The following is a 22503-nucleotide window of genomic DNA, read 5'->3' on the forward strand; positions in this document are numbered from 1 at the left end:
CAGTGGCAGAGCCGACTCTTGATGTCACTTGGACGCTGCGGGCCACTCCGTCAGGTTCCAGGCCCCCTTCTGAACCAGGCCATCGCTCTGGCTTGCGGGAGTCGCCCCGGACCGCTGCTTCGTGTTCGGTCTTGGTGCCGTGAGTGCGGCCCTTGACCCTCACGTGGCGTCAGGCGGCACAGTGAGTGGCGTGGACGATCACTGGACCGTAGGACGCGTGGCCGAGCTGGCCGGTGTGAGCGTCCGCACGCTGCATCACCATGACGAGATCGGGCTCGTTCGGCCGTCGGCGCGGACCGCGGCCGGGTACCGGGACTATTCGGCGGACGACGTGGAGCGGCTGCGGGAGGTGCTGGCCTATCGACGGCTGGGTTTTGGGCTGCGGGAGGTTGCGGAACTGGTCGGCGACCCGTCCACCGACGCGGTCGCGCACCTGCGCCGGCTGCGTGGCCTGTTACTGGAGCGGCGTGATCGCGCTGACGCCATGGTGTCGGCCATCGACAGGGAACTCGAGGCGCGAGCGAAGGGAGTGAAGGTGACGCCGGAGGAGCAACTGGAGATGCTCGGTGCACGGCTGTACGACGCGATCGGCGGTGCTTACACCGCGACACGGCGTACCGAGCCACGGATCGCCGCGCAGATCTGGGACGCGCTCGGCGACGCGCAGACGGTGCTGAACGTCGGGGCCGGCACCGTCTCCTACGAGCCTGCCGATCGCGATGTGACCGCGGTGGAGCCATCGGCGGTCATGCGGGGACAGCGGCCTGTCGGCTCGGCGCCGTGCGTGGCCGCCGCCGCGGAGAGCCTGCCGTTCGAGGACCACTCCTTCGACGTCGCGATGGCCGTCTCCACCGTTCACCACTGGGGAGACCCACTAGCGGGGCTGCGCGAGATGCGGCGCGTAGCCCGACGTGTAGTGGTCCTCACGTTCGGCGCCGACGAGCCCGGATGGCCGGACCGGTTCTGGCTTACCCGCGACTACCTGCCCGAGTTCGCTGCCGTCCTCGCGGACTTCCCCTCGCTTGCGGGGATGGTCGACGCGATCGGCGCCCGTGCTGAGCAGGTGCCCATCCCGTGGGACTGCGCTGACGGCCTGTTCGAGGCGTACTGGCGCCGACCGGGGGGTATCTGGAGGAACACGTGCGCCGTGCGATGTCGGTGTGGACGAGGGTCGGGCCGCAGGCCGAGCAGCGGGCGGTGCGAAGCCTCAGCGACGACCTCGACTCCGGCCGGTGGGCCAAGCGCAACAGCGACCTCGCCGACCTCGACGCGGCAGATCTCGGCCTCCGTCTTCTCATAGCTTGAGTCGCGTCGCAGGGGCCGTGTCATGGCGGCCTCTGGATGGTCTGCTGGGCTGGCCGGTTGTCAGGCGGCTCCTCCTGTGCGGCGCCCGGCCAGCTGGGGCCTGGGCTTGTTCGGCTTGGGCCTTGGTGTGGGGCGAGGCCGTAGGGCTCGGTGCCGGTCTGGATGATGGCACCGTTGAAGGTCAGCCGGTCGAGGATGGTCGCGCAGGGTCGGGGATCGGTGAGTGTGTGGACTTCGTCCCCGCCACCGCGAACCGTTTCAAGCCAGGAGTCATGTACTTGCTCGACGGCGGCCTTCTGGGAACGGCCGAGGAGGCCGCCATCAGACTTCCCGCGGAAGAGCTCATCGACTACCGCTTTGTGCCTCCCGCGGACCTTCCTGACTGCATCGGCGGCCTGCTGCTACGCCGTGTGCAGGCCGGCCTCGACGCCCACCGAACCGGCATCCCGGCCGAGCTCGAAGACGGTCATCAGCCCACCGGAGATGCGGCCGCGAGCGACGCCTGATGCACAGGGCTGACGTTGCCTGATCGACCGGACAAGTCCTAGTCGTCGATGCACTTGGGGTACTTCGAGCCCCGGTAGCAGTCGTGGTAGTCGTACTTGCTGACCCGGAACTTCTTCGCCTTGCCCTCCTTCACGGGATCGACGACCAGGTAGAACTTCTTCCCGTCCTTGCTCTTGTCGGTGACCCGGCCCTCGGGGCCGTGGCCGAAGTCCTGCGCGCACCCGGCGAGCGCGAGGGTGCAGGCTGCCGCGAGGGTGGGGATGAGGATGAGGCGACGCATGTCGTGCTCCGATCAAACTTTGAGACCAGGGCAGTCTAGGAGACCGAATGCCCGACAGGGCAGGCAGGGCCGCTCCCTTCCGCGAACGAGCAGGCTCGACGAGAACGCCCTGGGACCTGCCGCTCAAAGGTCACAAATCGCTGGTCACGGCGTCCTGACTGCACATCCTTTGACGCTACGTCAGCCAACTAGGTGTTCAGAATCTCGAAGCCCACCTCCCCACCAGCCGTCATCGACGCCGACACCCCCGCCGTCGTGATCGCCGCCGTCCAGCCTTGCCAGGCAACCAGCACAACGCACACCCGGGCGTCCCGTCGCCCGACCTGCGCGGGAAGGCCCCGCCGGCCGGCCGGCGGGGCCTTCACGGCGTCAGACCATCAGCAGGAGGCGCGTGTGCGGTACCAGCTTCCGGTTCACGCTGGTGCTCTGTACAAAGATCGTGAAGTCGTCGTTGTGGTCCGGCTTGACGCGGACTTCGCTGTCGGGCAGGCCGAGCAGGGCTCGGGCCTCCGGCCCTGTGTATACCCGGTCCGTCTTCTTCTCCAGTACCGCAATCTGCTTTCGTGCCTGGATTTTCTCCGACTTACTCAGCTGATAGAAGGCGCAGCCCGTACGGAATGTGTGCCCGCATTCGATGACCCAGTTCCGGATCGTCGCTTCGCGAGCCACCGCAATCAGCTGGTACTCGGACGGATTCGCCGGGGTGAGGCCGGCAGCCTCTATGGTGTCGCGGTTGACTGCATCGGCACCGGTAGAGAAAACCGCCCGTGATCCCCGGATGCCCTTGGTGCGCCCCACCATGAATTTCTCGGTTGCCTGCTGGATGACCTGCCCGGCCTCCTCCAGGCCCTGTGTGCTGGTGGCATCCCAGATAGCGATGTTGTCCTTCGGGAAACCGCACTGCATGGCCTCGCGCTTCCCCATCTGGTCCGGCACGAGGACCGCGAGTGTCCAGTTGTCCTCCTGCGTCTCGACCATCTTGGCCACGGCCTGCACCAGATCACGCGGCTCCCCGGCAGGGACATCCGGGCAGCGATGACTTGCGTTCTCCTGTCCGTCAGTCAGGACGAACGTCAGGAAGCTGTGGTCGCCGTAAAGTTGAGCGGTCTGCGCCAGCTCCCTCTGCGACTTCAGCGTGGCGGCCAGCAGAGCCGTCATTCCGCCAACCCCGTACAGCTGCTTCAGGGACGGCATGCGCAGCACGTCCTTGTCGTAGATGACGCACTCCACCTTGTCCGCGAAGACGTACACCGTCACACGGGTTTCCTGGTCCAGTTCCTCCGACCGGCGGGCCAGATAGGCAATTTGCTGGTCGGCGACTTCAACAACCTTGCGGCTCAGGTGCGACATGGACGAACTGGCATCCAGCACAAGAGCAACGTGATTGATGTAGTTCTGGCTTCCGGACATAACTGCTCCCCCTCTTCGGACTCGATGTATCGATCGTCTCACCCACCACTGACAATCGATCTTGGAATCCAGGTGGGTGCGGGCCCGAGGTGCTCCCGAAGTGCTCGGATCGAACCTCTAGGAGGCAAGATCCGGGCCTGGGGCCGTCACGCTGGGCCGCGTCAGCGGGCCACCGGAGGGGAGGTCCGCCCAGCCTGAACCTGGGTGACCGCATGTGACGTGCGGAGACCGGTCTGCAGTCGCAACACGCTTCACCAAGGCGCCGTCTGTCACCGGGTCAGCATGCTGCTGTCGCGCCAATCAGCCGGCGCTGGGCCGCCCGGGCCCCTGCGAGAGCTGACGGACGACGGGGCCGGCCACCCGCCGTCCGGGATACGTAGATCGCCGACGCGGTCACCCCTGTCCGCCCCACCGGGTCGCTCACCGCCAACAGGCCCTGCAGCGCTGGGGGATCGTCACCCCCACCCCGCACTGAACCCGCTCGTGTCCAGGTGTGGCGGGTCATAGGCTGGGAGTCGCAGCCATGCCGGGCCGGTCTTCCGGCAGTTGAGGTGCCCCACTTCGCGAGGCCCGCTTGTGCGTGGTCGCGTGGGCGGGGATGCGACGGGTGCGAAGTTGCTGCGCAACAGGAGGCTTTCCCGACCTCGACCCTGACCCCGCCCTCGGCCGCTGTGGGCGGGAGACCGGGTCCCGGTCGCCATGCTCGAACGCTGGACGGTCGGGCGTCCGGGAACATGCCGATCAGGTGCTTGCTCGCGTAACCCAGCCACCATTCCTCCGAGTGGTACCCGAGCAGAGCCTGGGCCACAGCAACACAGACGAGCTCGGAACCACTGAGCAGCAGCGGTCTGCTGAGGCGTGGGATTCCTCCCCTTCTGTCATCGGTCTTCACGTAGGGTGCGGCCAAGAGGGTGCTGAGGTCTGTCGACACACATGGACCTTGGCCGTCCTCCGCCCGCTCCGGAGGCCACATCGCAGGGCCACGCGTCGTTGCGCTCGGCGGAACTGCCTAGCCATTGCAGAATCGAGGTCGGCGCCCAGGTGGAGGCCGTAGTGAAGCGCTCCGGCATGTCGCGCGGTGCGCGTCTGGCCGCCCATAGCGCCGTCTCCACATACCTGGCCTTGTGCAGTGATCGCGCCCTACGCGCGCTCGTGGACGCGGCCGTGCCGATCGGATCAGGTATCGGCGGGAAGTCGGCCCTGCTGGAGGTCGCCGGAACGCCGGTCTTCGTGAAGCGGGTGCCCCTCACCGACCTGGAGAGGCACCTTGACCACTTCCGGTCCACGGCGAACCTGTTCGAGATGCCCACATTCTGCCAGTACGGCATCGGCACCATCGGCGCGCCGGGCTTCGGGGCCTGGAGAGAGCTCGCCGTGCACACCATGACGACGAACTGGGTGCTCGCGCGGGAATACGAGGGCTTCCCCCTGATGTACCACTGGCGGGTACTGCCGGACTCGACGCCTCTACCCGAGGAACTGGCCGACGTCGAGCGGGCCGTAGCGTACTGGGGCAGCGGATCACAGGTGCGGCACCGGATTGAGGCTCTCCAGCAGTCCTCTGCGAGCGTCGCGCTGTTCCTGGAGTACATCCCGCAGAACCTGCACCAGTGGCTGGGTACTCAGGTCGATGCAGGAGACCAGACCGCCAACCGGGCCTGCACCATGGTGGAGAGGGAACTGGCAGCCGGCACCTCGTTCATGAACAGCCGCGGGCTCCTGCACTTCGACGCGCACTTCGAGAACATCCTGACCGACGGCCGGCGCCTCTACTTCACGGACTACGGGCTCGCCCTTTCCTCCAGGTTCGAGCTGTCGCGGGACGAGGTCGATTTCTTCGACCGGCACCAGACCTACGACCGCTGTTACACCGCCACGTATCTGGTGAACTGGCTGGTCACCGCTCTGTACGGATTCCAGAGGGAGGACCGGGAGGGACGCTACGCGCTGGTGCGTGCCTACGCAGAGGGTAAGCGCCCCACAGGAATCGCGGAGGGGCCCGCGGCGATCCTCGCCCGGCACGCACCGATCGCCGCGCTGATGTCCGACTTCCACCGCAAGTTCCAGCGCCAGAGCAGGCAGACGCCCTACCCGCTGGAGGAGATCCGCCAGCTTGGAGGGATGTACATCTCCTCCGTCTGAGAATTCGCACCAGTCCACGGGGACGGCCCGCTGCTCGGAGGACGGGGCCGTCGAGTAATGGCGGACCGCGCTGGCGTTGTCGCAGGTGACCCGTAGGGATATGGGTGCGCTCCGGCCCCGGCAAGGACTCGGTCACCCTGCGGCCACCGCGAACCTGGCCCGACCCACCTCCCAGCGGCCGGCCGAAACCCCAGGCCGAAGCCCAGACCGCCGCCGACACACTCGACGGCATCGGCACCATCGCCTCAACCGGACCGAGGCACAGCTGCCCGCCACGGGTACGCGAAACGCGCCCGGAAGGGTGGCGCCCAGGCCGACATCGCGCTCACCGCGCCGCAGGAGACCGCCGTCCAGGGCCGCCAGAGAACCCGACCCAGCGCACCAGGAGCGCCGTGGGCGCCGCTGGGGAGTGCAGCCTCTGCAAGCACGAACCGCGGGCGGCGGACCCGCACCATTGAGCCAACGGCGGGTCGGCCATGCGGCGCCAGGGAGTTCGCCGTCCGCAAGCCTCACGCCTCCCCGCCCCGGTGCCCCTTCCGCGGCAGCGTGAGTGTCGCGCCCGCTGTCATTACGAGTCCGGCCGCGGCGAGCAGCATGCTCCACCGCATTCCGGTCAGGAAGGTGTTGGCACCCGCCAGCAGCGCTCCGAAGACCGCCACCGCGATCGCTCCGCCGACCTGGCGGCCGGTGTTGAGGACGGCGGACGCGGTGCCTGCCCGGTCCGCAGGGACCGCGTCGAGCAGCATGGCGGTGAGCGCCGGCACGGTCAGTGCCCCGCCGAGGCCGACCGGCACCATCAGGGCCGCCACCGCCCACACGCTGGTGTGCGCGCCGACGCCGAGCAGCGCCAGCAGTCCGGCCGTCCCGACCAGCTGTCCTGCCACCATCGGCACCCGCGGGCCGAACAGCGCCGCCAGCTTCGCCGAAGCCAGGTTCACCACTGCGACGAGCGCCGTCATCGGGATGAACATCAGGCCCGCATGCAGCGCCGACTGCCCGCGCTCCTGCTGGAGGTACAGGCTGAAGATGAACACCCCGCCGTAGTAGGCGGCGTTGAGCATGAAGCCGACCACGAGGGACACCGCCACCACGCGCGAGCGGAACAGTGACAGGGGGAGCATCGGGTGCGCGCCCCTGGCCTGCGTGGTGAGGAAGGCGGCTGCCGCGGCGGCCGCCACCAGCAGCGACGCCACCACGAGCGGCTGGCCGAAGCCCTGGTCGCCGCCCTCGATCACGCCGTACGTCAGCGAGCCCATCGCGACCACCGCCGTCACCTGCCCGAGCACATCCAGCCGTGCGGGCAGCCGCGGGGAGGCCGGCACCCGGGCCAGCAGGGCGAGCGCCAGCAGGCCCGCCGGGAGGTTGACGAAGAAGATCCACCGCCAGCCCACGGTAGCGGTGAGCGCCCCGCCGAGCACCGGCCCGGCCGCCACCGCGACCGCGCCGCCCACGGTCCAGACGGCGATCGCCTGCGCCCGCTTCGCCTGGTCGGGGAAGCCCTGCCGGACCAGTGCCAGCGACGCCGGCATCATCACCGCCGCCGCGGCTCCCTGCACCAGCCGCGCCGCCACCAGCACACCGAGGTGGGGTGCCAGTCCGCACGCGGCCGAGGCCAGCGCGAAGAGCACCAGCCCGCCGCCGTACGCCTGCCGGGCCCCGATGCGGTCGGAGAGGGCGCCCGCGGAGAGCATCAGGGCGGCGAATGTGAGCGTGTATCCGTCCACCATCCATTGCAGGCCGGACATGCCGCTGTCGAGGCTGCGGCCGATGTCGGGCAGTGCGACGGTGACGATCAACGCATCCAGCGAGATGAGGAAGAAGCCGAGCAGGGCGGCGCCGAGCACCACGGTGGACCCGCCCCGGGCCGACCGCGGCGCATCGGCCGCGGCGCCGGAGGCAGGGGAGGACTTGAGCAGGGATTTCATGAGGGCACTCCTGAGACGGTCTTGAAGTGGTGCAGCTGAGAGGGGGAGGGCTGGAGAGGGGCGGCCGCTGACGGGGGCGGCGGCTGGTAGCGGAAGCGCCCTGGCGCGGTGGCGGTGAGCCAACGCCGGGCGGCGGGAGCTCCGCCGCCCGGCCCAGCGGTGTGTGCCTGACAGCCGGCCGTCCCGTGCGGGCAGCTCAGCTCCTTGTTGCCGTCAGCCCAATCGGCTCAAGGACCACAGAGGAACGGGTTCCGTCTGCGCTGACAGGTCCCGCACCGGCCTGGAGCGGGTCCGCGCCGGCCTGTACCAGCTCCCACGCCGCCCGGCCCGTCACCGGGTGTCGAAGTCCGTCCCCCGGGAGACCTTCTCCCACTCGGCGAGTTCGGCACGCACCGAGTCCAGGTGCCCGACGAGGAAGTCCACCGCGTCGCCGCCGAGGGCCAGCCGCAGTGGGGTCTTCTCGGCGTCCAGGGCCAGCCGGATCGCCGCCGCGGCCTTCGCCGGGTCCCCGGGCTGGGTGCCGTCGCCGTCCTGCAGCAGCTTGCGGGTGGCGCCGACCTTCTCCGCGTACGCCGGTTGCTCCTGGGAGAAGTAGGCCGCGCCCTTGCCGAACAGGTTGGTGCGGAACGCGCCGGGCTCCACGATCAGCACCTTGATGCCGAACGGCGTCACTTCGTCGGCAAGGCCCTCCGACAGCTGCTCCAGTGCAGCCTTGGTCGCGCTGTACGCGGAGAACCCGGCGAAGGACAGCTGTCCGCCGAAACTGCTGATGTTCACGATCGATCCGCTGCCCCGCTCCCGCATCTGCGGAAGCAGCGCCCGGGTCAGCCGCGCCGGGCCGAAGACATGCAGCTCGAACAGGTCGCGCAGCTCCCGGTCGGTGGTCTCCTCGAACGCCCCGACCTGCGTGCGCCCGGCGTTGTTCACCAGCACGTCCACCCGGCCGTAGCGGGCCAGGACGTCGGCGGCCACCACGTCGATCCGCTCGCCGTCGGTCACGTCCAGGCTGATCGCCTCCACCCGGTCGGGGTGCGCGGCGACCAGGTCGGCCAGCGCCTCGGTCCGTCGGGCCGTCGCGATCACCGTGTCACCGGCGGCGACCGCGGCCTCGGCCATGGCCCGCCCGAACCCGCTGCTCCCACCGGTGACCAGCCAGACCTTGCCGTTCTCACTCATCTCTGAGTCTCCCTCTCAACTGCCGTTCGGGGCCTGCCCGCTGACAGATCCCATCCTTCGACGGGATCAGGCACCACGTCCAAGACCTGCCGTGATAGCTATGAGTTATGGATGTCCATGGACGCGATCTGCGCTACTTCGCCGCAGTCGCCGAGGAGTTGAACTTCACCCGGGCCGCCGAGCGGCTGTTCGTCTCCCAGCCCGCGCTCAGCAAGCAGATACGGATGCTGGAGAAGCAGGTCGGCGCGCAACTCTTCCATCGGGACCGGCGGGTGGTGCGGTTAAGCGTGGTGGGGGAGGCCCTGCTGCCGCACGCCCGCGGGATGCTGGCCGCATGGGAGGCCGCCGAGGCGGCGGTGGAGGAGGCGAGGGCCGCCGAGCTGCACACCCTGGTGATCGGCATGTCCACCAGCCCGGGCCGCGGGTTGCTGCCCGCCTTGCGAACCCGGTTGGTCTCCCGGTATCCGCACGCACGGCCCGTCCTGCGGCAGGTCAACTGGGCCGACCCGAGTGCCGGGTTGGCGGACGGATCGAGCGATGTCGCCTTCGTCTGGCTGCCACTGCCGGACGGCGACCGCTACCGGCATGCAGTGGTGGCCCAGGAGCCACGCCTTGTGGCGCTGCCGCCGGGGCACCCCCTGGCGGCGCGGGCCGCGGCCGACAGAGAGGGGGCGGTGGACTTCACCGACCTCCTCGACGAGCCGTTCCTCGCCCTCCCCTCCGAGGCTGGTCCGCTGCGGGACTACTGGCTGGCCCTGGACGCCCGGGACGGTCGCGCGCCGCTGATAGGCGGGGTGGTGGGCAGCGCCGAGGAGACCCACGAGGCGGTCGCCAACGGCCAGGGCGTGGTACTTCTGGCCACCGGCAACGCCCCGCTGGTCGTCCGGGACGAGGTGATCGCCGTGCCGGTCCGGGGCATCTCCCCCTCCCGTCTGGCGGTAGCCGCCCGTCGGGACGACGAACGGCCTTTGGTGGCGGCCTACTTGGCTGCGGCGGCAAAGGTGGGAGCCGGCGCGTCTTGAAGGGAGCCGGTTTATGGCGCATGGGGTGAGCGGGACGCTCGGGGGCGCCCTTGCGGGACGGCACACACGCATTCCGGCGTGTTCGAGGACCAGAACCCAGGAACCTGTGTGTGCTCGGGCTGTCGACGCGCTGCACCCGGCGGGCGCGAGAAGCTGGTGCCCGCAGGCGTACCTGACGCGGCGCGCACGGACGGCTGGAGGGGCCCTGCGCCGAGAAGTTCAACAGCTCCAGCTGTCCAGCCAGTTCGGATGTTACCCGCGCGTAGGGTCGGAGGTGGCGTGGGTGAGAATAGGAACTTCCGACGAGGGGCCGACAGGTCGTCAGCCTGGCCTCTCCATCCCTGAACGCAACAAGGAGTATCCGTGAACCACACCAGCACCGCCCGTATCCGACGTGTCGCGTTCACCGCGGCCGCCGGTGTAGCGCTCGCGGTGACCGTCACCGCGTGCGGTCCGGACGGCGGTGGCGGGTCGGCCTCGGGCGGCGACTCCGCGGCGTCCGGCAAGGCCACAGCGGAGTCGTCGAGCGGTGGGTCCCAGGAGGGCGCTGACGGCGGCAAGGCGGCCGGTGCGTCTTCGAACGGGGGCGCGTCGGGGAAGGACGGTTCGTCCTCGTCAGGCTCCGAGTCGGCACCGGGCGGTGGCAAGAAGGGCTACGGGCAGGCCTGCGGGGCCAACGACCTGAAGTTCTCGGCACGTTCCGAGACGCAGGCGGGCGGCTATATCCTGCTGTCGGCTCGCGCCAAGCCCGGCGTCACGTGCACGATTCCCAGTGGGCTGCCCTCGGTCTCCTTCGGCTCCAAGGGCATTGAGGCGACGAACGCCGAGCAGGCGGTCGGCCCGGCGATCACGCTCAGCGGCTCCAAGACCGCCTACGCCGGCATCAACCCCAAGACCACCAACGGCGACGAGGGCGTCGAGTTCACGTTCCTCATCGCGGCCATCGGCTCGTCCGACGCGAACCCGGCGAGCGTCGCTACCGGCTCCGTCACCGTCGACAAGCCCATCGTCACCAACTGGCACACCGCCCCTGCCGACGCCGTCCCCGGCGACGGCACGGACAACTGACGCCTGACGCTTCATCGGTGCGGCTCCGATCCGGGTCCTCCGGGTCGGGGCCGCACTGTGCTCGTGGGGGAGGGCTTGAACGAACTCTTCAACCTCTTCAACAACGAAGTGGGCGAAGGTAGCGGCTCACCCACCGATGGCCATACGGCTGTCTGCAGACACTCCCACCCCCTCTCGCGGCCCCCATCAGGGACGTGCAGGGCGCCGAGCCGGCGTCGGCGCTTCAGCATGCCCGGGACGCCGAGGGCAAGGCAGGAAGAAGGCCGCCGGCCTGCGAGAGCGGTCCCCGGATAGGGGTAGCCGCCTTGCGACTGATCTACGTGCCATGCGAGCGGGTACCGGCGTACCGCCTTCCCACCGTGCCCAGTTGCCAGCGAACCACCAAACGCCAACCGCACGAAGACCCGCCAACAAAGCCCTCCCAGGGGAGGTTTCTGGTCTCTGCCGTCAGTGCAGCCGGACCGGCAGGGTGAGGAGCCCCCGGTGCCGCGGGTTGTCCTGCCATGTGGGGGCGCGTTCCGGGTCGGCCAGGCGTAGAGCAGGAAAGCGCCGCAGTACATGACCGAAGGCGATTTCGGCTTGGAGACGCGCCAGCGGGGCGCCCAGGCAGTGGTGGATGCCGTGGCCGAACGCAAGGTGTCCGGAGGTGTCGCGGGTGAGGTCGAACCGGTCGGGGTCCGTGAAGACCCTCGGATCGCGGTTCGCGGCCAGCAGCGCGATCTGCACGAACTCGCCGGCCGGGATTGTCGTGCCCTTGATCGTCACCGGCTGCGTGGTGTAGCGCAGGCTCGCGATACCGAACGGGGTCTCGTGGCGCAGGACTTCCTCGGTGAGGCGGGGGAGCAGCGAGGCGTCGGCGCGCACCGCGGCAAGCTGCCTGGGGTGGGTGAGCAGGGCGTACAGGCCGTTGGCGATCAGGTTGACGGTGGTCTGGTGGCCCGCGAGCACCAGCAGGAAGGCCATCGAGGTGACCTCCTCCTCGGTGAGGCGGTCCCCGTCGTCACGGGCGGCGACGAGAGCGGACAGAAGGTCGTCGCCCGGGTGGGCCCGCTTCTGCTCGATCAGGGCGCGAAGCCGGTCCAGTATCGCCTCGGCCGTCGGGACGGACACCTCGCCGTCGCCCTCGTCCCCGGTCACCGTGTGGCCCCTGACCTGGAGGATTCCGGGGTCGCCCGGGTCAGCACCGAGCAGGTCGAAGATCACGGCCAGCGGCAGTGGCAGCGCGAACCTGCCGATCAGATCGACCTCGTCCGGTCCCTCCGGCCGGTCTGGCTCGCCCGGCCCGTCCAGCGCGTCGAGCAGTGCGGTGACGCGGGCCTCGATGGCGGGTCGGAGCCTTGCCACCCGCCGCTGCGTGAAGGCCTGTTGCACCAAGCGGCGCAGCCGGGTGTGGCGCGGCGGGTCGGAGTTGAGCATGTGGGTGGTGAGCGCTCCGCCCGGACCGCCCGTCGGCAGTCCCGCGTACCGGGCGAACACCTCGGTCGCGCCGTCCTTGCTCAGCCGCGGGTCGGCGAGGGCCGCCCGGCAGGCGGCGTGCCCGGTGACGACCCAGCCGGCCAGCGGCGCGGGACCGGAGAAGCGGACCTTGCGGACCTCACCCGTCTCACGCCAGTGCCGGTACGTCTCGTGCGGATGGCAGGCGAAGGAGGCGCCCACCGTCTCGGTCTCCTCGGACGGCTCAGGAAGTGGCACCACGACGCACCTTGGTCACCTGTACGTCCTCCACGCCGAGCAGCCCGACGAGAGGCACCTTCGCGGACGTCTGCCCCGGGGCGACCTCCAGCCCCGATCCGCGGATGAGGTCCAGGAGCAGTTCGGCGAGCGGCATCACCATGTGCCGGCCCCAGCAGCGCTCGGAGGAGTGGCCGAAGGGAAGGTAGCCGGGCGCGGTATCGGGGTCGAGGTTCTCCCAGCGCTCCGGACGGAACTCGTCCGGGTCGTCCCACAGCTTCGGGTCCCGGTGCGAGAGGAGAGGCAGCAGGAGGACGTCGTCGTCCGCCCCGATCCGCCCGTCGATCCTCGGGTATTCGGGGCAGGCGTTGCGCAGGATGTTCCAGGAAGGCGGCAGCAGCCGCATGGCCTCGTACAGGATGTGCCGGTTCGGCGTCTCGGGGTCGAAGGGCGAGCCGAGCCACAGCGCGTTGGTGACGAGGGTGGAGACCGTGAAGCACACGGGGGCCGCCGCGCGCCGGTACATGCCCATGGCGTATCGCCGCTCGTGATAGCCGACGGCATCGGCCGTCAGACCCGCGATCGCGGTCAGCGGGGCTTTCCGCCGGCTGACCCGCCCCGGGAGCGCGGCGCCCGCCGCGATCACCGTCCAGGTCAGCTTGGGGGTCAGTTCGAGGTTGCGGCTCATCAGGATGCGCAACCGGTACGGGTCCCGGCCGAGGACCAGGTCCCGCAGGAACAGATGTCCCCTGAGCGGCCATACCCCGGACAGATCGACGTCCTCGGGGCGAGGGCGAGTCCTCGCCAGCGCCTCACGCACATCGCCGCCGATGGTCCGCATCACCGAAGAGGCCACGCTGCGAGAGATCGAACGCCCGTGCAGAGGTTTGAACGTGGGCCGTTCGGTCTCAGTCGCCCGGCGGGCGGCGAGGAGCCGGTCGGCGACCTCGTATCCGGCGACCCCGATGGTGTCGGGCTCAAGCCGGAAGACGTCGTGCCCGAGGTGGTCCCGGAACAGGGCGGCGAGTCGTGGATGGAACACCGTGGCGCGCATGGAGGTCTCCGGGAAGGCCGAGAGGGGCGAGCGTCGGCGGGCGGCATCGTCCCCGCCTCGCGGCGGGGACGACTTCTCGGCCTAGTACCAGAAGTACCAGGCGCTGGCCTTGAGGCTCTTCTGAGCGGACACCTTGTTGCGAATGGCGAAGAGAAGCTTCATCACTACACCCCCTTTCCGGGTGGAGACACCACGCACTTCCTCGTGCAGAGGTCGCACGCAGCTTGCTCGACAAGAGTGCGCCAGGGGGATCAACGAATGATGAACGCCCTCAAGGCGTCGTCGATGCCAGGGCGCCACGGCACCATGTGTCCGATCGACATGACGAACCGTTCGGATTGCTACGGGGCGAGGAGGAGCAGTCACGGGGTAGCACATGCACACCGATGACTGCGGGGCCACGTGACCGGTTACCGAAGGGGCCGGGGCGTCGTACGCGCAGTGCTGCGACCGGAAACGGTCAACGGGGTGCCTGGGGCGGGGCAGTGGCGGACGGTGGCCTGGAATTCGGATGCGGTTCGACCGGTGGTCTGCGAGGGTCTCGCGCTGTGACCACTGATGACGTTGTTCTTCGTCGTGCGGGCGGTGCCGACGCGCTCGACGCGGCCGATGTGTGGCTGCGTTCCTTCACCGCTGCGCTGCCATCGGTGCGCCGCGCGCATGACGATGCCGAGGTACGGGCCTGGTTCTCGTACGTGGTGGTGCCGCAGTACGAGACTTGGGTGGCGGTCGCCGAGAGCGACGTGGTGGGGCTCCTGGTGCTCGACGGCGGGGAGCTGGAGCAGCTCTACCTCGATCCATCGTGGCGCGGGCGGGGGCTGGGCGACCGGTTCATGGCCCTGGCCAAGCAGCAGCGGCCGGACGGGCTGGGGCTGTGGACGTTCCAGGTCAACGAAGCGGCACAACGCTTCTACGAACGGCACGGCTTCAACGCGGTCGAGCGAACGGACGGGCTGCGCAACGAGGAGCGAGAGCCGGACGTCCGCTACGTCTGGCAGCCCCAGCAGTAGCACTGGTTGAGGAGAGTGATCAGACCGCGGGGTGAGAGCGGTCGGCTCCCCGGTGGACACCCTTCCCGATGCGGGTGGGGATGCGGATGCGGGTGGGCGCGGGCGCGTTCGCGGTGTTGGGCGGCCAGGACGTCGGGGAGCGCTCGAATCGTCGGCAGGGCTGGCACTGAGCTCCACCAAGTCGCCCCGCCCGACCTCGCTCCGCACCCGTAACCCCAGAGAATCCGCTCTGCTCGGAATGTCGTGCTCGGGTAGAGGCGGCCAGGCGGAAGTCCCGTATCTGAATTGCCGTTTCCGCGGCCTTGTGGCGTGTCTCGGATGGGTGAATTCGGGAATCTGGCCGCTCCCGGAATCCGGTAGGACCGTTGGGCTGGGCGGATAGCCGGATGATCTCTCTTCGGGCGTCCCCTGCTCACTCATTCCTGTACACGTGCTTGAGGAGACGTCCCCTTGGCTACGGCTGATCTTCCTGGTCCTGATTCGTTGCTGCGCCGCACGCTGGGGGAGTGGCGGATCGGGTTGGTGGCGTGGCGGCTGCTGGTTCTGCAGACCGCGGACCCGGCGGTCGCCGCCGGCATGGCCAACTTCTCCACCTACCGCGCGCACCCTTGGCGGCGTATCGAGCACACCATGGACAGCGGGAAGCGGCTGTTCTTCTCCGACCGTGAAGGGCTACGCCGTGAGGTCGCCCGTCTGGAGCGCACGCACCGCCGTCTGGCCGGGACCGACGAGCAGGGCAGGCCGTTCACCGCGTTGGACCCGGCGGTTCGGGTGTGGGTACTGGTCACCCTGTACGAGTGCATGACGGCGATGCGGGAACTGTCCGGCCGCCCGCTGGCGCCACCGGAACTGGCTCAGATGTACGGAGAATTCCGTGCGGTGTGTACCGAGTTCGGCCTCTCCGACGACCTGTTCCCGGCCACGGCCGCGGACGTGCCCGCGTATATGGACCGCACGATCCGCGAGCGCCTCGAATACAGCGAACCCGTGCGCTACCTGCTCTTCGACATGCTCCGTGAAGCACCCGCCCCCCGCCGCCTCGGCCTCCTGAAGCCGGCCTGGCCGCTTGTGCGCACGGTGGCCGCCCACGTGATCGGTGCGCTCACCCTCGCGGACCTGCCGGAAGCCTTCCGCGAGCGCTTCAGCTTGCCCCGCACCCGCCGCGCGGCCCTGCTGTCCTTCCTCCTGCACCGCGGCATGCGCGTGCTGATGAACGCGCTGCCCGAGCACCGCCGCTACCGCACCCCACTGGCGGGCAACTCCTCGGCTTCGCAGCCTCCCACCGCCTCCACCGACCGTCCTGCCTCGCCGGAGGCGAGCCCTGTCCGGATTCCCGCACCACGCCGCCGCAAGGGTGCCGATCCCCGCCCGGCGCGTCTGCGGACCTTCTTCCGCCAGGTCCTCGACCAGACCGGCGACGGGCGCATCAGCTCGGCCGATCTGCAGGCCATGGCGCACAACGTGTGCTGGCCGCTCGAACTCACCCCTGAGCGCGAAGCCCGCGTCTATGCCGCCTTCGAGACCTGGTGGCAGCACCTGCGGACCGGCATGGACGCTGACGACGACGGACAGGTGACCTGCGAGGAGTTCGTCACCGCCATGCTCACCGGGATCGACACCGGGCCGGACTATCTCGAGCAGGGGTTGCACTTCGCGGTGCGGGCGATCTTCCACGCTGCGGACACCGACGGCAGCGGACACCTGTGTGCCGACGAATACCGCACGATCTTCGGCGGCTCCCGGGTCCACCCCGCCGAACTCAACCACGGCTTCCGCCAGCTCGACCACGATGGAGACGGGCGCATCACCGAGGACGAGTTCGTCCAGGCCTTCACCGACTACTTCACCGCCCGCAGCGACAGCACGGCCGGCAGCCAACTCCTCGGACGCCCGTAGCGGCTGATGTGGGCGGAGTGCCGGGGCAGCTGTGATGGGCCTTGGCGGGGCGGCGGGAATAGTGGGTCGTCGCGCTCGCGGCCTGTGACCGGGCGGGCGCGCGCCCGGTCAGAGGCTGGCGACGGGCCGGTGCACATCGCGAGGGTGTGCAAACTCGCCAAGGGCTCGGCGGTCAAGGGCCGCACCAGGCGATCATCCAGCTCAAGGTCGTCCTCGTTACCGCCGCCCCGGTCCTACGGGAGGAACTGGCCGGGCTGAACAACACGGCCCTGATCGCCCCTGCGCGCGGCCCGCCGAACAACGTCGACGCCGTCAGCGGCCTGCTCCAGCCTCTTCCCGGCAACGCAATGAGCTGATACCCGAGGCGTGGAATTCCTTGGTAGGCCCCGCCATACCTTTGGGCGATGACTGCCCTCGGTCAAACGGAGTGCCCGTCGCGCCCGGCCGTAGGAGGGCCATGTACCCGGGGTACGCATGTTCGCTTAATCTGGGTGTGCCGGGTGGCCCTGACGAGCGGCCGTACTCGGCAGGCCCCTGGACGCAGGAACGCTCTGCGTCGTGCCGGGGAGCCAGTGCCGCTTCGACACGCATCCAGGGACGGACCAGCAGATGCAGGTGAGGTATGAGACCAGCCTCGTGCCCTTTGCGAGCCCGCTGGGGCGAGAATCGCGACATCGGGTGACGGTAGAAGCAGTCCATGGCGAGGGACCGGCGTGGTGGGCGAGCCGTCGTGTCTGAGGTCGTGCTCACAGCCGCCGGTCTCTACGCCATCGTCCTGCTGCGCGCCGGAGGGACCTTCGCCGTCGGCTGGCTCGCCGGGGCCGGTGCCAGGCGTGGCAGGCTCGCGGAGCGGATCTCCACGCCCAAGTTCCGACGTGCCGAGCGCGCGATCCAACGGTGGGGCGCACCGGTGGTGGCCGTCTCCTTCCTGACCGTCGGATTCCAGACCGCTGCCAACTTCCTCGCGGGGAGCATGCACATGCCTCTCTCGCGCTACCTCCCAGCACTGTTCGTCGGCGGAGCGGGCTGGGCGCTGGTCTACGCGACGGCCGGGATCGGCGTGCTGAAACTCCTTGCAAGGCTGTTTGCCGAGCAGACGGCGCTTGGCGCGGGCGCGGTCACCGTCCTCCTCCTCGCGGTGATCGGCGCGATGGTGTACCGGCGTAGAAGAGCCGCCGCGGCCAACCGCAACACTGCGGCCGACGAATCCTGAAAGCCGCCCGGGTCTCGACTGCGAGCCAGTCAAAGCTCTCTACCATCGACGGGGGTTCTATCCGGCCTCTGGAGACATGGAATCTCCCAACTGCTCGGGACTGTCAGCGCGCAGGAGGCAGACATCCATGATCCAGCTATGACGCGCCCGTGCCATGGCGCGCAACTCCAGTACGTGGTCGGCAACTTCGGCCGGTTGGCCAGACACCGGATGCCATGGCGATGCGCCACAGGCCGGACGGCAGGGCGCACAGAGCGATGGCGTGGGCGGCGCGGCGAGCCCAGACAGGGGCGGGTGCGGAGGTGGGGAGGGGAACGGCCGCTGTCGTCATGACGCACATGCTGGCCCTGGACATGACAGCCGCGCACCGTCCGAGGTCCGATCACGAGAATCTGCCGACGGCCCTCTCCGGTCATGAGGACGCCAGCCCCGGCTGCTCCGTCGCACATACGGCCGGAACGGGGCGGCCGGGCTCGGGGCGGTGATCCGGGCTGTCCGCTTCGGGATGATCCGCCTCCTCGCCGGAGTCTCCCGGATACATGATCTGGACGTCGCGCAACAGACCATCCACCACCTCGTCCAGATCGAGGCGCTTCTCCACCGAATGCAGGCCGGTCAGCCCGGCGCGGAGGGTGACCCGGGGCGGTGCGAGGAGCTTGCAGCAGTCCTCGTCCGGCAGCACGGAGATCTCCGCGGTGCCGATGGACCGGGCCTCGTCGATGATCTCCTGCTTCTCCCAGCCGACCAGCGGTCGCAGCACCGGCAGGGTTGCCGCCTCGTCGACGGCCGCCATGTTCGCCAGGGTCTGGCTGGCCACCTGCCCCAGGCTGTCACCGGTCACCAGAGCCTCCGCCCGGGTCCGGCCCGCCAGCGCGGAAGCGGCGCGGACCATCAGCCGTCGCTGGGCGACGACCTGGAGCCTGCCGGCCCCCGCGATGGCCAGCTGCTTCTGTGCGTGGCCGAGCGCGATGACATGCAGCCGCCCACCGGGCTGGTAGCGGTTGAGTTCACGGGCGAGGGCGTACGCCTTGTAGACCGAAGCGGCGTTCGTGTACGGAGCGCCGGTGAAGTGGACGAAGTCGCAGTGCAGTCCGCGGCGCATCGCCCGGTAGGCCGCCACGGGCGAGTCGTAACCGCCGGAGAGCAGTACCAGGGCGCGTCCGCTGGAGCCCACGGGCAGTCCGCTCGGTCCCTGGTGACGGCTCCAGGAGACGTAGCTCTCCTTGTGGTCGATCTCGACCGAGATCAGTACGTCCGGGTTGGAGAGGTTCACCGGCAGGGGGCCCAGGGCTTCCCGGACGCGGGCCCCGAGAAAGCGCTCGAACTGCGAGGAGGTCATCTCGAAGTTCTTGTTCCGCCGCTTGACCCGCACGGCGAAGCTGATTCCCGGCCGTTCCGTACGAGCGGCGGCCAGCGCCTCCACAGCCGTCTCGGTGATGTCCGACACGGTGCTCGGAACGCGCAGGGCAGGCTCCACCGAGTTGAACCCGATCACCCGGCGGGCGCGCTCCACGAGGTCCTCCAAGGGAACCTCGCCGCCGAGTACGGTCACGTTCTGGCCGGACTTGATCCATGTGGAACCGCCGATACCGCGCAGGGCGCCACGGAGGTTGTCGTGCAGCCGCTCGGTGAACACATGCCGGTTGCGGCCCTTGAGGAAGACCTCACCATGCTTGAGCAGGACACAGGGCCCGCTCGGGCGGGGTGCTCTGGGGGAGGGGATGGCGGGCATGCTCGGTTCGCCGGGCACGAAACTCTCCTTCGCGAGTCGTCGTGAGGGCCGGCGCCGGGCCGCGAACGGGGCGGGGGCCCGCCCGTCCCCGCTCTGCGCAGGGCTGGGTGGAACACACCACTCGCTCAGCGGTCCCGCTACCGGGACGCGTGGAACCGTGCGTGGTGATCGCACCCCGCACGAGCAGTGGCAGGTCTTCGGACTCGTGAGCACACCCCGGAGGACGGGACACCTACTGACCGTCGCTTCCCAGGTCACACGCGGGCCCAGTGCTTCATGACGGCGATCGTTCCCACTCACCGCTGCGAGGCAGTCCCGGATTCCCACCGGGTTCCCTCTTGCGACACCCCGCCTGGCGGGCGGGGCGAACCAGCTGCCGGTCCAGGGTAGACAAGGTGGCGGGCATTCAGTGAACCAGACCTTGGCTGTCCACTTTGGGCCGGGACGGCCGGTTCAAGAGGCTATTGGGTATTCTGAGGAAGAGGGCCGCTGACCCGTAGGTTCAGGGTCTGTACGTTGTGGGCGTTACGGCATCGAATACGCGCCTTACCGCACGTGCGGTTTTTCAGCACGCAGAATGTCCGGTATCGCGGAGCCTTTAACTTCCGCTGCTCGATGTGGGCGCTGGGCTGCTTAAGGTGCATCTCCAGCAGTTTTCCTCAACCACCATTTCTGTGGTGGAGAGTGAAAGAAGCTCGGCCTCCACAGTGGTGCAAGGACCGGCCGTCCAGGCGCGCAGACGTCCCACCGCCGCATCGAGCATGTAGACCGGTGCACAGGCACCCCTCGGGGCGAGCCTGGAGAGCGGCCCCTGCACGCGACGTTCACCAGAGTCGGCGTCAGATCCGGTGGGCATACTGCTTTCGCGCAGTGTAGGAGCGAGGAGGGGAGAGTGTGTTGGACGGGACGCCGGAATCACGTCATGGCCGTGGCTGGAGTGAGGCAGAGGACGCCACGCTCGTCGACGGCGTACGCGAGGGGTTGGACCAGCAGCAGCTCGCCGAGAGACTCGGCCGCTCTCCTGCCTCCGTCCTCTACCGGCTGGAACAGTTCGCTCTGCCGGCCGCTTCGGACGACAACGACCCGCTGGAATGGCTACGAGTCCGGCTTGCTGACGACCCCGCATACGCGTGGCGGAATGTGCGCGACGAACGCCTCCACGAACGACAGCAACGGCGCAGGCATAACCGTCGGCGCACCTCCCGCCCCTCGCCCACCGCCGCCGCAGTGGACGAGGTACTGAACGACTGGCAACGAACGACCGGCCACACACTGCGCCCTGAGAGGCGTGAAGCCTTCCACGCCCGCCACGCAGCGCAAGACCTCGCTGCCGTGGCCGTGCCGGTGCGGCGGGCAACCGCCGAGCGCCTGTGGCAGAAGGACGCCCGATTGCTGCTGGATGACTGGTTACTGGAGTCCCTGTGCCCCGGTTCCTCGGACCTGCCGGCCGACTGGAGCGCGTTCACCGAGCATGACGCCAACACGGTGCTGATCCTGCGGGAACTCGTCGCCGCGGCTGTAGCGGAAATCCCCTCCGATCGGGATCGGGAGGTCATGTCCCGCCGCCTGGGCCAGCATGACCAGCCGGCGCAAACACTCCGACAGGTAGGCGAGGCCCTTGGCGGAACCGGCGAACGGGCCCGCCAGCTGCAGGAGCGAGCGCTCCGGTACATGGCCAGGTCGAGGCGGGCGCCAGCCTCCCGGAGGCTTGGCACGCTACTCGCCGAACTGAGCGGCATCGACGTCACTCCATCGGACACCGAGCCCTCAAGCGGCGAACGCCTCTTCGACCTGGCCGAGATCCTCCTGCCTGCTCTGGATGCGAGATACGCGGTTCCGCTGCTTGCCCGCTTGGCCGGCGCCGCCAAGGAACACGCAGACAACCTAGGGGCCGAAGTCACGATCGTGCGTAAGCAGCGAGACACTGCCGCCCGCCGTGAAGCCGCGAGGCAGGGACGCGTAGACCGCGCCACACAACGCTGGGCTGCCCTGGCTGAGGACATCACGTGGTTCGGGACGCCACAACAACCGCCGCCCGCACCAGGGGAGTTGCACGCGCTCCGTGATGCGAACAAAGACGATGAATACTCGGGAACCTGGCACTGCCCCAAACTGAACCGGGACGTGGCCTACGAGTCCAGCATAGAGCGGCAGGTGATCCAACTCCTCAGCTTCGCACAACAGGTCGCGTACTACCAGGAACAACCCCTCACCATCAGGTACCAGTTCGCAGGCAAGCAGTACACCTACTACCCGGACCTGCTTGTGGCCACCTCTGACGGACGCTGCCTCCTCATCGAAGTCAAACCCGTATACGAGATGGCCATCGCCATCAACATAGCCAAATACTGGGCAATGGAAGAGTTCTGCCGCGAAAGAGGATGGGGCCTGCTGACGACCGACAGCGTCCGCACCCGCAAACATCTCGAAAACCGCTCGACCGATCCACGACTGGAAGCAGCACTCAGCACCGCCCTGGCCGAGCACGAAGAACTCACCTGGCCCCAAGTACACGCCGCGATCGGGTCCATACCACTCGATTCCATGGACCTGGCAGCGCTCATCCTGCAGCACGGCTGGACATGGCACACCCGCCCCTACCGACTGCGAGCGACCGGCACCACCAGCTCAAACCGGCCACCGAAACCGACTGCTCCCAGTCCTCAGCCGACACCGGTAGACATGAAGTCGGATGGCGGCACCTCCTGACCGACCTTGCCTGGGCCTACCGCAAGAACACCTGGCGCCAGACCTGCCACGACCTGGGCATCGGTCCCCGCGGGACGCGTCCCTGGCGACCCCAGACGAACGGCAAGGTCGAACGCTCCCACCGCACCCTGCTCGACGAATGGGCCTGCCAGCCGCCCTACACCTCAGACACCGAGCGGCAGGCAGCGTTTCCCGACTGGCTGGACTGGTGCAACTACCACCGACCCCACACCGGAATCAGCGGCCACACCCCAGCAAGCCACGTCACCAACCTCTCCGAACAACACACCTAGTGACCTGAGTCAGAGATTCGTCGTTGGTTGGGTATGAGTCGTCCGGGTCCGAAGATTCCGCCGTTGTCGGTGACCGATGCGCAACGGGCT

Annotated in this window: 17 protein-coding genes, 4 pseudogenes and 1 riboswitch; of the genes and pseudogenes, 11 read left to right on the forward strand and 10 right to left on the reverse strand. The window is 68.9% G+C overall.

Going from position 1 to position 22503, the window contains the following annotated elements; translation table 11 throughout:
- Positions 1-217: 217 nt before the first annotated feature.
- Positions 218-1305: pseudogene (locus ACWC9R_RS15295) on the forward strand (MerR family transcriptional regulator).
- A gap of 97 nt (positions 1306-1402) precedes the next feature.
- Here ACWC9R_RS15295 and ACWC9R_RS15300 read toward each other — a convergent pair.
- A pseudogene (locus ACWC9R_RS15300) lies at positions 1403-1532 on the reverse strand (IS21-like element helper ATPase IstB); the annotation flags it as partial.
- Positions 1533-1577: 45 nt separating this feature from the next.
- Here ACWC9R_RS15300 and ACWC9R_RS15305 point away from each other — a divergent pair.
- Complete coding sequence (locus ACWC9R_RS15305) at positions 1578-1811, forward strand: hypothetical protein (protein WP_450731844.1); 234 nt, start codon at positions 1578-1580, stop codon at positions 1809-1811.
- Between the two features lie 38 nt (positions 1812-1849).
- Here ACWC9R_RS15305 and ACWC9R_RS15310 read toward each other — a convergent pair whose 3' ends face one another.
- The 3 genes and pseudogenes from ACWC9R_RS15310 to ACWC9R_RS15320 all read right to left on the reverse strand — a co-directional run.
- The gene (locus ACWC9R_RS15310; RefSeq protein WP_450731845.1) at positions 1850-2092 is read right to left on the reverse strand and encodes a hypothetical protein; all 243 of its coding nucleotides are present in this window, start codon (positions 2090-2092) and stop codon (positions 1850-1852) included.
- A gap of 369 nt (positions 2093-2461) precedes the next feature.
- Positions 2462-3502 carry a vWA domain-containing protein gene (locus ACWC9R_RS15315; protein ID WP_450731847.1) on the reverse strand — a complete coding sequence of 347 codons (1041 nt, stop codon included), beginning with the start codon at positions 3500-3502 and terminating at the stop codon, positions 2462-2464.
- Between the two features lie 727 nt (positions 3503-4229).
- Positions 4230-4433, reverse strand: a pseudogene (locus ACWC9R_RS15320) (IS982 family transposase); the annotation flags it as partial.
- Between the two features lie 137 nt (positions 4434-4570).
- Between ACWC9R_RS15320 and ACWC9R_RS15325 the strand changes: the two are divergent.
- A complete protein-coding gene (locus ACWC9R_RS15325; RefSeq protein ID WP_450731879.1) occupies positions 4571-5644 on the forward strand; it encodes a protein kinase family protein in 1074 nt (357 codons plus the stop codon).
- A 509-nt stretch (positions 5645-6153) separates the two neighbouring features.
- On the opposite strand, the gene ACWC9R_RS15330 is transcribed toward ACWC9R_RS15325, so the two are convergent.
- Together ACWC9R_RS15330 and ACWC9R_RS15335 are read right to left on the reverse strand one after the other, a co-directional pair.
- Positions 6154-7569 (reverse strand): MFS transporter, encoded by a 1416-nt coding sequence (locus tag ACWC9R_RS15330; protein ID WP_450731849.1) that lies wholly within the window; start codon positions 7567-7569, stop codon positions 6154-6156.
- A gap of 330 nt (positions 7570-7899) precedes the next feature.
- Complete coding sequence (locus ACWC9R_RS15335; protein ID WP_450731850.1) at positions 7900-8745, reverse strand: oxidoreductase; 846 nt, start codon at positions 8743-8745, stop codon at positions 7900-7902.
- A gap of 107 nt (positions 8746-8852) precedes the next feature.
- On the opposite strand from ACWC9R_RS15335, the gene ACWC9R_RS15340 reads away from it, so the two are divergent.
- Both ACWC9R_RS15340 and ACWC9R_RS15345 read left to right on the forward strand, forming a co-directional pair.
- The gene (locus ACWC9R_RS15340) at positions 8853-9767 is read left to right on the forward strand and encodes a LysR substrate-binding domain-containing protein (protein WP_450731852.1); all 915 of its coding nucleotides are present in this window, start codon (positions 8853-8855) and stop codon (positions 9765-9767) included.
- Positions 9768-10130: 363 nt separating this feature from the next.
- Positions 10131-10835, forward strand: a complete 705-nt coding sequence (locus ACWC9R_RS15345) for a DUF4232 domain-containing protein (RefSeq protein WP_450731854.1) — start codon at positions 10131-10133, stop codon at positions 10833-10835.
- Positions 10836-11282: 447 nt separating this feature from the next.
- On the opposite strand, the gene ACWC9R_RS15350 is transcribed toward ACWC9R_RS15345, so the two are convergent.
- From ACWC9R_RS15350 to ACWC9R_RS15360, 3 genes are all read right to left on the reverse strand, one after another.
- Positions 11283-12530 carry a cytochrome P450 family protein gene (locus ACWC9R_RS15350; protein WP_450731855.1) on the reverse strand — a complete coding sequence of 416 codons (1248 nt, stop codon included), beginning with the start codon at positions 12528-12530 and terminating at the stop codon, positions 11283-11285.
- Positions 12514-13560 (reverse strand): cytochrome P450, encoded by a 1047-nt coding sequence (locus ACWC9R_RS15355; RefSeq protein ID WP_450731857.1) that lies wholly within the window; start codon positions 13558-13560, stop codon positions 12514-12516. Before ACWC9R_RS15355 ends, ACWC9R_RS15350 begins: the two co-directional genes overlap by 17 nt.
- Positions 13561-13641: 81 nt before the next feature.
- Complete coding sequence (locus ACWC9R_RS15360; RefSeq protein WP_450731859.1) at positions 13642-13938, reverse strand: tryptorubin family RiPP precursor; 297 nt, start codon at positions 13936-13938, stop codon at positions 13642-13644.
- A 170-nt stretch (positions 13939-14108) separates the two neighbouring features.
- Between ACWC9R_RS15360 and ACWC9R_RS15365 the strand changes: the two genes are divergently transcribed.
- From ACWC9R_RS15365 to ACWC9R_RS15380, 4 genes are all read left to right on the forward strand, one after another.
- Positions 14109-14570, forward strand: coding sequence for a GNAT family N-acetyltransferase (locus ACWC9R_RS15365; protein ID WP_450731861.1), 462 nt, complete (start codon positions 14109-14111; stop codon positions 14568-14570).
- A 450-nt stretch (positions 14571-15020) separates the two neighbouring features.
- Positions 15021-16466: an oxygenase MpaB family protein gene (locus ACWC9R_RS15370; RefSeq protein WP_450731862.1), complete on the forward strand. Its 1446-nt coding sequence runs from the start codon at positions 15021-15023 to the stop codon at positions 16464-16466.
- Positions 16467-16612: 146 nt separating this feature from the next.
- A complete protein-coding gene (locus ACWC9R_RS15375; RefSeq protein ID WP_450731864.1) occupies positions 16613-16822 on the forward strand; it encodes a hypothetical protein in 210 nt (69 codons plus the stop codon).
- 374 nt (positions 16823-17196) lie between these two features.
- Complete coding sequence (locus tag ACWC9R_RS15380) at positions 17197-17679, forward strand: DedA family protein (protein WP_450731866.1); 483 nt, start codon at positions 17197-17199, stop codon at positions 17677-17679.
- A gap of 412 nt (positions 17680-18091) precedes the next feature.
- Here ACWC9R_RS15380 and thiI read toward each other — a convergent pair whose 3' ends face one another.
- Positions 18092-19411, reverse strand: coding sequence for a tRNA uracil 4-sulfurtransferase ThiI (gene thiI / locus ACWC9R_RS15385; protein ID WP_450731881.1), 1320 nt, complete (start codon positions 19409-19411; stop codon positions 18092-18094).
- A gap of 171 nt (positions 19412-19582) precedes the next feature.
- A riboswitch (cobalamin riboswitch) is annotated at positions 19583-19801 on the reverse strand.
- A 1281-nt stretch (positions 19802-21082) separates the two neighbouring features.
- Here thiI and ACWC9R_RS15390 point away from each other — a divergent pair.
- Complete coding sequence (locus ACWC9R_RS15390; protein WP_450731883.1) at positions 21083-22120, forward strand: Tn7 transposase TnsA N-terminal domain-containing protein; 1038 nt, start codon at positions 21083-21085, stop codon at positions 22118-22120.
- A pseudogene (locus ACWC9R_RS15395) lies at positions 22114-22413 on the forward strand (integrase core domain-containing protein); the annotation flags it as partial. The gene ACWC9R_RS15390 and the pseudogene ACWC9R_RS15395, both read left to right, overlap by 7 nt.
- Positions 22414-22503 lie beyond the last annotated feature (90 nt).

Source organism: Streptomyces sp. NPDC001219 (assembly GCF_053597915.1).

What these genes read in the sequence shown, in the direction of transcription:
- ACWC9R_RS15305 (WP_450731844.1), top strand. Translation starts at nt 1,578, where the DNA reads ATGTACTTGCTCGACGGCGGCCTTCTGGGAACGGCCGAGGAGGCCGCC.
- ACWC9R_RS15310 (WP_450731845.1), bottom strand. Translation starts at nt 2,092, where the DNA reads ATGCGTCGCCTCATCCTCATCCCCACCCTCGCGGCAGCCTGCACCCTC.
- ACWC9R_RS15315 (WP_450731847.1), bottom strand. Translation starts at nt 3,502, where the DNA reads ATGTCCGGAAGCCAGAACTACATCAATCACGTTGCTCTTGTGCTGGAT.
- ACWC9R_RS15325 (WP_450731879.1), top strand. Translation starts at nt 4,571, where the DNA reads ATGTCGCGCGGTGCGCGTCTGGCCGCCCATAGCGCCGTCTCCACATAC.
- ACWC9R_RS15330 (WP_450731849.1), bottom strand. Translation starts at nt 7,569, where the DNA reads ATGAAATCCCTGCTCAAGTCCTCCCCTGCCTCCGGCGCCGCGGCCGAT.
- ACWC9R_RS15335 (WP_450731850.1), bottom strand. Translation starts at nt 8,745, where the DNA reads ATGAGTGAGAACGGCAAGGTCTGGCTGGTCACCGGTGGGAGCAGCGGG.
- ACWC9R_RS15340 (WP_450731852.1), top strand. Translation starts at nt 8,853, where the DNA reads ATGGATGTCCATGGACGCGATCTGCGCTACTTCGCCGCAGTCGCCGAG.
- ACWC9R_RS15355 (WP_450731857.1), bottom strand. Translation starts at nt 13,560, where the DNA reads ATGCGCGCCACGGTGTTCCATCCACGACTCGCCGCCCTGTTCCGGGAC.
- ACWC9R_RS15360 (WP_450731859.1), bottom strand. Translation starts at nt 13,938, where the DNA reads ATGTGCTACCCCGTGACTGCTCCTCCTCGCCCCGTAGCAATCCGAACG.
- thiI (WP_450731881.1), bottom strand. Translation starts at nt 19,411, where the DNA reads ATGCCCGCCATCCCCTCCCCCAGAGCACCCCGCCCGAGCGGGCCCTGT.
- ACWC9R_RS15390 (WP_450731883.1), top strand. Translation starts at nt 21,083, where the DNA reads ATGGCCAGGTCGAGGCGGGCGCCAGCCTCCCGGAGGCTTGGCACGCTA.